The 11957-nt window shown below is 47.8% G+C and carries 11 protein-coding genes; 4 read left to right on the plus strand and 7 right to left on the minus strand.

Annotation, left to right across the window (positions count from 1 at the left end):
* Positions 1-6: 6 nt before the first annotated feature.
* Entirely contained in the window at positions 7-1071 is a 1065-nt protein-coding gene (locus ACRPK8_RS11925) for an SDR family oxidoreductase (RefSeq protein ID WP_432238404.1), read from the minus strand.
* Positions 1071-3206 (minus strand): PAS domain-containing sensor histidine kinase, encoded by a 2136-nt coding sequence (locus ACRPK8_RS11930; RefSeq protein ID WP_432238405.1) that lies wholly within the window; start codon positions 3204-3206, stop codon positions 1071-1073. Before ACRPK8_RS11930 ends, ACRPK8_RS11925 begins: the two co-directional genes overlap by 1 nt.
* Positions 3207-3551: 345 nt before the next feature.
* Here ACRPK8_RS11930 and ACRPK8_RS11935 point away from each other — a divergent pair, with 345 nt between their 5' ends.
* Together ACRPK8_RS11935 and ACRPK8_RS11940 are read left to right on the plus strand one after the other, a co-directional pair.
* The gene (locus ACRPK8_RS11935; RefSeq protein WP_235147606.1) at positions 3552-3896 is read left to right on the plus strand and encodes a restriction endonuclease; all 345 of its coding nucleotides are present in this window, start codon (positions 3552-3554) and stop codon (positions 3894-3896) included.
* Positions 3897-4067: 171 nt separating this feature from the next.
* Entirely contained in the window at positions 4068-4544 is a 477-nt protein-coding gene (locus ACRPK8_RS11940) for a hypothetical protein (RefSeq protein WP_023469691.1), read from the plus strand.
* Between the two features lie 45 nt (positions 4545-4589).
* Here ACRPK8_RS11940 and ACRPK8_RS11945 read toward each other — a convergent pair whose 3' ends face one another.
* Positions 4590-5213 carry a DUF1836 domain-containing protein gene (locus ACRPK8_RS11945; protein ID WP_294739999.1) on the minus strand — a complete coding sequence of 208 codons (624 nt, stop codon included), beginning with the start codon at positions 5211-5213 and terminating at the stop codon, positions 4590-4592.
* A gap of 111 nt (positions 5214-5324) precedes the next feature.
* On the opposite strand from ACRPK8_RS11945, the gene ACRPK8_RS11950 reads away from it, so the two are divergent.
* On the plus strand, positions 5325-5972 hold the full coding sequence (locus ACRPK8_RS11950) for a diacylglycerol/polyprenol kinase family protein (RefSeq protein WP_432238406.1): 648 nt from the start codon (positions 5325-5327) through the stop codon (positions 5970-5972).
* A gap of 3 nt (positions 5973-5975) precedes the next feature.
* Here the strand turns inward: ACRPK8_RS11950 and ACRPK8_RS11955 are convergent, their stop codons facing one another.
* The 3 genes from ACRPK8_RS11955 to ACRPK8_RS11965 form a co-directional block, all read right to left on the minus strand.
* Positions 5976-6836 carry a tetratricopeptide repeat protein gene (locus ACRPK8_RS11955; protein WP_432238407.1) on the minus strand — a complete coding sequence of 287 codons (861 nt, stop codon included), beginning with the start codon at positions 6834-6836 and terminating at the stop codon, positions 5976-5978.
* 186 nt (positions 6837-7022) lie between these two features.
* Positions 7023-8147 carry an alanine dehydrogenase gene (gene ald / locus ACRPK8_RS11960; RefSeq protein ID WP_029342897.1) on the minus strand — a complete coding sequence of 375 codons (1125 nt, stop codon included), beginning with the start codon at positions 8145-8147 and terminating at the stop codon, positions 7023-7025.
* A 121-nt stretch (positions 8148-8268) separates the two neighbouring features.
* Positions 8269-9486, minus strand: a complete 1218-nt coding sequence (locus tag ACRPK8_RS11965; RefSeq protein WP_432238408.1) for a PucR family transcriptional regulator — start codon at positions 9484-9486, stop codon at positions 8269-8271.
* A 147-nt stretch (positions 9487-9633) separates the two neighbouring features.
* On the opposite strand from ACRPK8_RS11965, the gene ACRPK8_RS11970 reads away from it, so the two are divergent.
* Positions 9634-11010: an alanine/glycine:cation symporter family protein gene (locus ACRPK8_RS11970; protein ID WP_432238409.1), complete on the plus strand. Its 1377-nt coding sequence runs from the start codon at positions 9634-9636 to the stop codon at positions 11008-11010.
* Positions 11011-11067: 57 nt separating this feature from the next.
* On the opposite strand, the gene ACRPK8_RS11975 is transcribed toward ACRPK8_RS11970, so the two are convergent.
* On the minus strand, positions 11068-11925 hold the full coding sequence (locus tag ACRPK8_RS11975) for a sulfite exporter TauE/SafE family protein (RefSeq protein ID WP_432238410.1): 858 nt from the start codon (positions 11923-11925) through the stop codon (positions 11068-11070).
* Positions 11926-11957 lie beyond the last annotated feature (32 nt).

The following is an 11957-nucleotide window of genomic DNA, read 5'->3' on the forward strand; positions in this document are numbered from 1 at the left end:
ACTTTTTTAATATTCTGCATGTGTTTGATAATAGGCGACGATCCGTGGCATCGTTTCCGAAAGATCCGGACAGATGATACCGGTATCGCGTAAATCGCGAATCGCATGTGTCGTATCGTACTGGACGGGATGGATGAAGTAATCGAGCGTCTGACGCTGCATCTGAAGCCGCTTTGCGACAACTGGTGTCAACGCTGTACTAACAAGACGAAAGGGAAGGATACCACGTGGATACCGTCCATAGTAGGCGACGTGCAACATCTCAAAGATGGCACGTGCTCCGTGCGGGAATGGGTCCGTCAGGTGATAGGTCTTATTTATCCCGACAGGTGCATGACTGAGATAAGCAGTCGCTTCGATGACATAATCATACGGCACAAGGTTGACGAGTGCGTTGGCGCGTCCAGGGTAGGGAAGGGGAGCAACGGATTGCAACAAGCGCATTGCGTTCAACACAAAATAGACGCCATCCCATTTTGGTGTTTCCCCTGTTTTCGAATGACCGACGACGATGCCTGGACGGATGATCGTATAAGGGAGTGTACCGATTTCGTTTCGAAAGCGGACTTCTGCTAAATACTTGGTTTCCTCGTAAGCATTTTTAAAGCTGTTAGCCTGTAATTCATCCTCAAGAACCGTGCCTGAGCGGAGACCGGAGACATACGCTGTACTGAAGTAGACGTAACGTTCTAAGGCACGGCAGCTGTGGGCGAATCGTGTCACGTTCGCTGTACCGATCACGTTGATTCGAAATGCCGGATCATACGCAGTTGATAAGTCATAGAGTGCAGCAAGGTGAAAGATATGCGTGACGTCCTGATGCAACATCCTGCGTGTTTCTAGTGAAAGAGCGAGTTGATCGATCGTGATATCCCCTTCATGCAAAAGGAGTTGATCCGGTCGTAAGGATGTACGTTTGAGAAGATCATCGCGCCGCTTAGTAGCCGTATGCCGCTCGGACGGTACATGCAGCAGATGAAAGCAGGCAATTTGATTTGGAATACGTGCCAGTTGTTCAATCAGCTTTGTGGCTAGAAAACCGGGAAAACCGGTCATGAAATAGGTCCGCATCAGTTCCAGTCCTTTCTTGGGTCACGTTCGAGGACGACGGTAAACGTCGAGCCATGATTGATTTCCGACTCGACGGAAATCGCCCCGCCGTGTGACTCGATGATTTCCTTACAAATCGCAAGCCCAAGTCCGGTTCCACCGATCTTACGGACATCTGAGTTATCCACGCGATAAAACTTCGTAAAGAGTTTCTCGAAAGCATTCTGTGGAATCCCTAGACCGTAATCCGTCACGGAGAACGTCGCCTGCTCCGGATTCACCGAGAGGCGAACTTGGATATGATCTGCATGAGGCGAATATTTGATGGCGTTAGAAAGTAAATTCAAGATGACTTGTTTGATTTTATGTTCGTCCGCAAAAATCAGGACGGGATCTTCTGGTACGTCGAGATCAATCCGATGTGTTTCGACGGTCTCACCATAGGCATCGACGGTCGATGTAACGAGATCGCGTAATGAAAATGATGCAAAGGCATAATCCTGTTTCCCGCCTTCCATTCGCTGAATGTCCAGGAAATCGTTGAGAAGCGTCGTCAAACGCTTCGTCTCTTCGTGGACGATCGTAACGTAGCGTTCTATTTTTTCAGCGGGCTGCTTCCGGTACCGGAGCAGCTCCATGTACCCGAGAATCGACGAGAGCGGTGTACGTAATTCGTGCGACACCGTACTGACCAACTCATCCTTGACTTGATCCATCTTCGCCTCTTCCGTCCGGTCCCGGAAGACGAACAGGAAACCATGACGCGAGATACGGCTTTTTTCCTTTTTGATTGCCGTGGCATAAAATTCAAAATACAGCGGACTGGATTCATTCGGTCGTTGCAACGTGAACCGGAAGGATAGTTCGGAATGCTTTCCGGCGAGCAGTTCCTCGACTTGCCGGAGCATATCGAATCGGGTATTCAGATCGAGATTCGGAATCAAGCTAATCCGTTCCTGGATCTTACTCGGAGCAATGCCTGGTACATCGAGAAGCTTCCGGGCTTTGACATTCATGAAAATGAAGCTTCCATCTTCTTCCGTCAATAAAAAGCCTTCATTTGATGCTTGAAGAATTGATTGGGTAATATCGCGTTGCCGCATGATCGCGAATTTTTCGCGTTCCAGCATTTTTTCAATTTTTTTACGTTCGGTGATATCACGGACGACAGCGACACGCATTTTGACATCGTTATAAAGAATTTCGCGCGGGAACACCTCGATCTCGACTGAAGTACCGTCAGCACGTCGTCCAAGAACTTCATACGGTTCTTCCCGATGTTCCTCGATGCGTTTGAGTACACGCGCGTGATGATCGGGATGAATCAGTTCAAGCGTCGTCCGTCCTTTCATCTTTTCGAGTTTCGTTCGAAAAATGACTTCTGCTGCGCGGTTGGCATCAATGATGATCCCATGATCATGGAAGATGACAGCCTCGACGACGGATTCTGAGAAAAGCCGGAATCGGCGCTCGCTTTTTGTCAGGTGCCATTCGATTTGCTTTTGCGTCGTGATGTCCTGAATGAGTAAAAAATAAGTGTCATTCGGCAACCGGGTCATGTAGAGCCGCCCATGGAACGTCGATCCATCCAGCCGGTGGTAGGTCCATTCATTTTCCGCTTCCCGGCCATGTAGCAACAAGAGTTGCGCATCCGACAAGTCTTTTAGGTTTAGTTGTTCGAGATGTTTACGGCGGATAGCGACTTCTTTTGCATCGTGTAGAATGGTCGGCTGGAGACCGATGATGTCTTCGGTATGATCAAATCGGAATAAGGTGCTTGCGATTTCGTTACATGCTTGAATCCGAAACGCTGCATCTGTGATGAATAAGGCGGCATCAAGCGATGAATCGAATAAGGCTTCTATTTTCAGAGAGGCAACCTGGACAAGGAAATAGTCCGTCTCTTCAATCGCTGTAATCGCTAACTGATGAGTCGTGGAAATGACGGTTTCCTTCTGAAGCGGAAAAAAGTTCGCCGCAATCGAAAAAAGTTCTTGGATCGTTTCTCGATCCGGAGACGTCATGAACTGGTGTTGAAAGGCGTCATTATGAATGTGGATCTTCCCATTTGCATCGACAAGAAGAGCGGGGTCTTTCATAGCGCGTAACGTCGAATGGATGATCCGTAACGATGAAGGGGATGAATGTTCTGCCATGAGCTACCTCCTGACTGGTCTTTGACCATGGATTAAAAAGCAGTCTTTCCTCGTTAGCTTACTTCTGCAAGACGAGTCGTGTTTCCTGTCGAGCGAAGCAACCAACGAAGAATTTTAGTATAGTGAAAAAAAGGTCATGACAAAGTAGAGGGGAAACAGACGATGAAACGATTGAAACGAAAGCGATTAGTACTAGCGACTTTGTTTGCAATGATAGGAATTTTCGGAACTTATTTTTTTTCAAGTTCTTGGGAACCTTTAATACTATTCATCAGTATAATAGGGTGTATCCTTTTTCTTCTTTTATCCTTTTTGACGCCGTCGCTTGAAAAACGACTCGATCGAATGGAAGGACGAGAATTTGAAGAATGGCTTGCCGATTTATTTGAAACGGCAGGATATCGGGTTGAGTTGACACCTGCTTCACGCGACTTCGGAGCAGATTTATTGATAGAGGATGAACGAGGGTATAAGATTGCCATCCAGGCAAAGCGATATAGCGCGGCTGTAGGGCTCGAAGCGGTTCAGCAAGTCGCTGCATCGGTTCCGTTCTATGGAATGGACGAGGGATGGGTCGTTACGAATTCGACCTTTACGGAAGCCGCATATCAACTCGCAGAACCAAACCAGGTTCGCCTCATTGATCGGGAAGAATTGCTCGCATTCGCAAAGGAGATGAACCTGCATTGAACATGTCGAATGATTGTCGACAAAAGGGGGTTGTCAATTTGGAGAAACGGTGCAATAATCATTTTCGTTAACGAAATATCATACAGATAAAGAAAGTTAAACTATACAGGATGTCTAAATAAACTGGGGACGAAAAACCAGCACGTTTTAGCAGTGAGAGGAGAATTTCTGTTGCGCAAAGTTGTCTATGTGCAGGGTTGCGTTTTTTCGCAAGGTCATGCCGCGATTTATGATGAAGCGCACCAAATGATCGGTGCGGTTCAACACGATGAGAATGGTCGTGTTCAAGTAATGAATGGTGAAGGTAGAGGGGTAGCGTTTGGAAAGTTCATCCCGACATGTAAGAAATGGGTCGTGATGAACCATGATGGACAAGAGGTAGGTCAAATGCGTGAGAAGTTCTCGCTCTTCTCGAAGAAATGTGAGTACAACGTCTATGAACGTGGTACATTCACGATTTCCTTCGACCTGACGAAAGGGAAATTCTCCGTACGGAGTGCAGCCGGAGAAGTCGTCGCTGAATTGTTGCAAGATGGTGATGAATACCGTCTCGTCAAGGATGCGGACAAACTTTCGATGTACGAATTACTCTCTGTCTTGAAAAGTCTGACGAACAACGTCCACTACAAATCACTGACAGCCGTCTAACTAAAAAAAGATGCCTTCCATGACATGGATGGCATCTTTTTTTCATCATGTCGTTTGCAGGACATGATGGAGGCGTTGTTTGGCTTCGTGTGTCAAATGCGACACACGACGGGCGTAGAGACAGAGTTGCAGGACGTGGACGGTTTCAGGGCGGTAAGCGTTAATCCGCTCGAGCGAGCGTCTCAGACGCTTCTCCGTCAATTCGATCGGTCCACTTGTCTCGGCATGCTGCGTATAGACGAGATAAAAATTAAGCGGGCTGATTAAATCATCCTCATCGATATTCGGGTTCTGGAAGACGATTGTCAGCAGTTCCCGTGTTTCTTCTAATGAGAAGAGGTGTTTTAAATCGTCCAGCAGGTAGATGATCGCGGCCTGATTGATCGAGTATTTCTTTCCACGATGCGGTACACCGATGATGTCCCGGACTTCACGTTTCGTCCAGTTCTGGATCGTCGTCGCTGACATGTGTTCCCCGATCAGGGCATTGGCCAAATGAACGATTTCGTTGATGGATAGACCATTTTTCAATGGATCGAATTGTTTCAGGCGATTGATGACCTTTGGCAATTCCGTTCCTTCTGTCGCAACGAGGGGTTCGATTCCTTTCCCTTCGTTCAGGCGTTGCAGACAACTTGATAATGTTTGGACTGCTTGAGCATCATACATTTCCAAAACTTCCTCTCTAGGACGTCATTTGACCTTATGTTATCAAATGAAGGTTCAATAGGGCAAATGGCAACTGAAACAACGTACAATAATAGGAAAGGGGGAATCACGATGGAATGGTTTGCTGCCATTGGCACGATTGGAATCGTCGGCTTTGTTCTCGTCATTCTTGAAGGCATGGGACACCGTTTCGGTTTTTCTCCCGAGACGGTTCGGAAATGGATTCATATTGCTGTCGGACACTGGGTCTTTCTTGCGCTGCTATGGCTCGATCACTGGTATGTTGCCATCGTACCATTACTATTTTTTACGATCGTGAATCTACTGACATTACGTAAAGGTGTAGGACGTATGCATGATGTCGATCGTCTTTCTTACGGTACGGTCTACTATCCGCTTGCCTTAGCGATACTTGTCATCTTCTTTTTTGAAGAACAGCCGATGGCTCTCATTGCCGGCAGTATGGTACTCGCTTGGGGCGACGGACTTGCTGCACTCATCGGAAAACGGTTTGGAAGAACCTTTTACGTCCGCGGTGAGACGAAACGGTCCTTTGAAGGAAGCATTGCGCTCTTCTTGGCATCGTTTCTCGTGCTGACGGTGACGTTTTTATATTACGATCAGCCGGTCTGGCTTGCTGTCAGTTACGGTTTCTTGCTTGCGAACATCGCAGCCTTGATCGAAGCCATCTCATACCGTGATCTTGATAACTTGATTTTGCCATTGACGATTGCGGCACTGGTCGCCTTTGCTTTTTGATTGTCAGTCGCGTAGTAGCAACCGTTTGAAGTAAAGGAAACGGAGTCGGATATAGTCGGGATACCCCCGCCATCCGGCATGACGGATCGTCATATCCCGGCACATGTCCTGAAAAACCTGTCGATATACTTTTTCTTCGGAATCATCATAGACAGCGGCATATAGCCCGTGTTCGAGTATACCTGAAATCAGTTCGTCCAACCGTTCATGAAGAGCCGGATCGCTGTCTTCTGTCAATGTCGGGCGTAATACTTCATATTGCATGCCTTTATTGGCAGAGGCCGTAGCATGAAAGATGGCCGTCTTATCGAGATGGGATACACCGATGATCAGTTCATACAGTGTTTCTAGCACTTCGATCGAATGACCATCGAGCTGTTGGATCGAGTCGATTGCCATGAGTGTGTCCATTCCTGTAGCACCGATTTTTTTGATGTATTCAAACGCATGAAAGGCGGATTCGCCATAAAAGTGACGATGACTGTAGTGGACGGCTAGTGCACGATGACCCATCGGTTCTTCTTTGAATCGTGTAGTCGAGGTGAGGAAGAATTGTTCGGCTTCATGCATATAGCCTTCTTCTTCACTGATGATACCGAGCAAAAGATAACCGTGAACATGTTCGCTGAATTGTTCATGTGTAGCTTCGATACGTTGCCGTGCTTTAGTGAACTCATTGTTGAAATAAAGAGAATAGGCTGTTGCAATACCTGGTAACGGATGGGATGGAACAAGTTGTTGCAGCCGCTGCGCAGCAACGGTCCGTTCCGACTCGGTCGTGTCTGGTGATAAGGCTTCAAGTAAGGCAACTTCGGCGACCTTGATGTGGAGCTCTTGGGAGTACGCAGTTAATGTTTGTGTCATGTAAGGAAAGTCACCTCTAATATGTAGGAGTCATGTGTTGTTTTTATCATATGACAAGCGGAAGAGCCACTCAAGCGATAATCGATAAGCGTGGAGTAGCTCGATTTCTTCCGTTGCCTCCCTCATGAAAAAGACCGCCGGTTCCTGACGTGGAACCGGCGGTCTTCATATGACGTGAATGGAATGTTACGCGTGCAAGTGAAGCACGTCTTCTACTGACTTGTACGTGTATCCAAGATCACGCGCCACTGCTTCGTACGTGACGAATCCTTGCGCGACGTTCAATCCTTTTTCGAGCGCATCGTTTTCAGCAAGCGCACGGTGTGTGCCTTTGTTTGCGAGCTCAAGGACATACGGAAGCGTCGCGTTCGTCAATGCCAGCGTAGACGTACGTGGTACAGCCCCGGGCATGTTCGCGACAGCATAATGAACGACGCCGAATTTTTCATACGTTGGGTCGTCATGCGTCGAGATGCGATCGACTGTCTCGAAGATTCCGCCTTGGTCGATGGCGACATCAACGATGACAGCACCCGGTTTCATCCGTTTGACCATGTCGGCAGTAACGAGTTTCGGTGCTTTTGCACCTGGGATCAAGACAGCACCGATGACGAGATCACTTTCAGCGACTGCTTCAGCAATCGTGTACGGGTTTGAGATCAATGTGTTGATCGAGTTACCAAAGATATCATCTAGTTGGCGAAGACGTTCTGGACTGACATCGATGATCGTGACATCCGCACCGAGACCAACTGCGAGTTTCGCAGCATTCGTTCCGACGACACCGCCGCCGATGACTGTGACTTTTCCACGGCGAACCCCAGGAACACCTGCAAGCAGGATGCCCATACCACCGTGTGGTTTTTCCAAGAACTGTGCACCGATTTGTGACGCCATACGTCCTGCGACTTCACTCATTGGTGTTAACAATGGAAGTGTGCGGTTCTTTTCAACCGTCTCATAAGCAATTGCTGTGATGTTCGAATCCACAAGTGCGCGTGTCAGTTCTGGCTCGGCAGCTAAGTGAAGATATGTGAACAATGTCAGATCCGGACGGAAGTATTGGTACTCAGAAGCAATCGGTTCTTTAACTTTTAATGCAAGTTCGGCTGTTGCCCAGACTTCAGCAGCAGTCGCAATGATTTCAGCACCTGCTTTGACATACTCTTCGTTCGTAAAGCCACTCCCCATACCTGCCATCGATTCGATGATGACACGATGTCCCTGTGCATGTAACGCTGCTACCCCGGCAGGTGTTAATGCAACACGGTTTTCGTTGTTTTTAATTTCCTTTAATACGCCAATGATCATGTGAACGCGATCCCCTTTCGCAAATAAACAAATCAATTTCTCTTCTTCTTCAGTATACGAGAAATGAAAGCGTTCTACTTTATCGGGGATTTCAAAAATAACCGATATCCTTTGTGTAAAATCACAAAGGATATCGGTCTGCTTTTAGGTACAAATAAAGTAAGGAACGTTCGGGTAATGACTCCATCCGAATACCTGCTTCCTCCTCGATCCGTCGCATCCGATAAAGAATCGTATTCGGATGAACGTGGAGATGGGAGGCGACCTGTTTGACGTTCCCATCATAATGAAGGAACCATTCGAGCGTCTCACATAAAGAGGATGCATGTTTCATATCATACGCACGCAGTCGTTCAATTTCTTCGAGGCGAACCGTCCGGCGTCGCAACCGCTCCGAGAAAATCGGTAACAGCTGGAATAAACCGAGACGTTCGTAACGCGTCACGTTTTTAAGCTCAAAAGGGTAAGCATCTTTCAAACGTAAGACGATACCAGCCTCTTCATAACGTTCCGGAATCGCCTGGACACCGGTGAAGACTTCGCTACTTGCTGCGACGAAGTCCGTATAATCGAACCGCTCCGCGAGCAGTTGCCGGAATGACTGGATGAAGGCGTCAAACTGCAGTCGTTCTTGTTCCGCATCGCGATCGTTTGTGCTGATCCACAAGATGAAATCCGTCTCATCATATGCGTAAAGTAACGGACGGACGGTCTGTTGAATCGTCAATAAATAGCGCAGGCGATCGGCCAGACGTGGTGTGATGGCTTCTGAAAAACGGATGACTGTCAAACGACTGATCCCGGGAGGAGCGACATGTAGTTTCGAGAACATCTTCATGATTTCTGATTCGGGTAATTCTTCATGCAATAACTCGAAGAAGAATTGTTCCGTCTGCTCTTCCTTCCGTTTTTTCTGCATATCGATCGCCAGTAACTGACGTTGAGCGAGCAGAGCTCCTTTTTTCAAATCCGCCAGTTCTGCCTGGGTGAACGGGGTACTTCGTGCAATCGACCAAATGTAGCCGAGAATTTCAGAATCCTGTTTGATGGCAATGGCGACGCGATCATTCAGTCCAACATCTGTGCGTGCGGAAATGATGAGCGGATCGTCTTGTACAGCGAGACTCTGGATGACTTCATCCTTCCAAAGCTGATCGATGACGGATTCCGGTACTCGACGACCGATGATCGTCGCAACACGAGCAGGATCCGTATCTGCTGTATGGGTACTGTAAGCAAGGAGGCGATGATTCCGGTCTTCAATCGTAATCGGGGCGTTCAACGCAATCCCGATGGCTTCCGCCAAATCATCCAGGGAATGATATGAAGCTTCTAACATTACTATTCCTTCTTTCTCTTTCTGTCTCGGACAATGTATTTAGTATACCTCTTATTGTGTGAAATCACAAAAAACATTCTTTTGTATTGTAAGGAAACACAACCCCATGCTACGGTAAGCCTCGGAAAAGAGAGAGGATGAAACAGTATGGAAGTGTTACGAATGATATCAGCTTGGGTTTGGGGAATTCCCAGCATGGTACTGCTCGTTGGAACCGGAGTATACTTTACAATCCGCTTGCGTGGTCTTCAGTTTCGGAGACTAAAACAAGCGTTTCAATTATCGGTTCAAAAATCGGGACAAGGTGAAGGAGAAATCAGCAGCTTTCAGATGTTGATGACCTCTCTTGCGGCAACGATCGGGAACGGAAACATCGCTGGTATTGCGGTCGCCTTGACGATGGGTGGACCGGGTGCGGTTTTTTGGATGTGGATCATCGGACTCATCGGGATGGCGACGAAATATGCCGAGAGTCTGCTTGCGATTCTTTTTCGAAGTCGGAATGAACGAGGGGAAGCTGTCAGCGGACCGATGTATTACATCGAGAAAGGACTCGGCTCTCAATTCAAGTTCCTTGCTGTGCTATTCGCAGTGTTTGGTTTGATTGCGTCGTTTGGTGTCGGGAATACGGTCCAAGCAAACGCCATGGCAACGGTACTTGAGCAGTCGTTTCATGTGCCTTTACTACTGTTCGGTGTGTTGCTCGCGATTGCAGTATATCTATCGATCCGTGGGGGCTTAGAACGAGTCAGTGCCATCTCGACGATTTTCGTTCCGATCATGAGTCTGCTTTACATCGGAGCGGCCTGTGTCTTATTGCTATTGAAAGTGGATCAAATTCTGCCCGCTTTTGGCTTGATTTTTAAATATGCATTTCAGCCGCTAGCGCCAGCAGGTGCCTTTACCGGTGTATCGATCATGTTAGCCATGCAGGTCGGTGTGGCAAGAGGAATTTTTACGAATGAGGCAGGACTCGGGACAGCAGCATTAATCGCCGGATCTGCGAAAAGTGAACGTCCGGTCGAACAGGGATTGATTTCGATGACGAGTACCTTCATCGTCACCTTGATCGTCTGTACGATGACGGCACTTGTCCTTCTGACGACCGGATTGTGGGATCCGACTGGCGGTTTACATTCAGGTATCACGCATGATGCGAGTCTTTCCGGAGCGGCACTTACAGCCACTGCCTTTGCAAGCGTTCTTGGATCGTTCGGAGAATGGACCGTTGCCTTCTCCGTCTTTTTCTTTGGTTATTCGACAATCATCGGCTGGTATGTCTACGGGGAAAAGTGTTTGGAGTACTTGAGCGGTACGACACGCTTCAATGAAGGTTATCGTGTGTTCTTTGCGCTTGCAGCTTGTTATGGTGCCGTCGCTCAACTGGAACCACTGTGGCTCGTCGCAGATATCGCGAACGGGTTAATGATGATTCCGAATTTAATCGGAATGTTATTCTTGTCGCACTTAGTCATTGAACAAACAAGAAACTACGAACGGGCGGGTCATAAACGAGTTGCCTGAACGAACAAAAGCCGTGATGCTCCTTAGAAGCATCACGGCTTTTGTAATGAAATAGAGTCATCCATTCGTTCGACGACGACTGTAGATGAGGAGCGTCATCAAGAAGATTAAACTAAGGGCAACGAGGACGGAGAGCGACGCGACGTTCCAGCCGATGACTTCGAGCAAAACGCTGACTGCAACCGTCAAATAGAAGATACCAAGATATTTTTTGACGAATGGACTTTCGAAATGTGTCAATTGCTTGGCGCCGATCGGTGCTCCAAGTAAGGCGCCGACGATTAGCATGATACCAACTAAGATATCGATGTTCGTGCTCGCGACCGTATAGTTGACAAGTCCCGATAGAACAATCAGTAATGCCGAAGCAATACTTGTTCCGACCGCACGCTTTAACTCATAGCCAACGATTCCGACGAGTAACGGTGTGATGATGAATCCACCGCTGACACCGAGGAGAGAAGAAATGAATCCTGCGAACAGACCAGTGAAAGCAAGCGCGAGATAGCGATTCTTCCAACCTGTCTGTACACCTGTCGTCGATTTTGGGCGGAGGAACTTGTTTGCGAAATACAGTAAAAGTCCGATATACACAATCGAAATGACGAGATGAGCACCATTGACCGCTTCTAGACGAAGGACGAGTGGTGTTGCGATCGTCGAACCGATGATTCCGACGCCACCGACGACGAGGCTATCGCGCCAGACGACGTTTTTAAGACGTAAGTGCGACAGCGTTCCGGAGACGGTTGAGCCAAGAGTCAGCATGAGGCTGGTCGCGATTGCGACACTCGGAGCATAGCCCAAAATGAGTAACAGTGGCGTTAAGATGATACCGCCACCGATTCCGAAAAAGCCGGAAATGATGCCAATGAAAAATCCAAGAATTAAGAAATAATAAAAAGCGAGATCCATGTACAGTCTTCCTTTCTTTGCCTTCTCTATTA

Source organism: Exiguobacterium sp. TDN 0502 (genome assembly GCF_050846835.1).
In the GTDB taxonomy this organism is placed as follows: Bacteria; Bacillota; Bacilli; order Exiguobacteriales; family Exiguobacteriaceae; genus Exiguobacterium_A.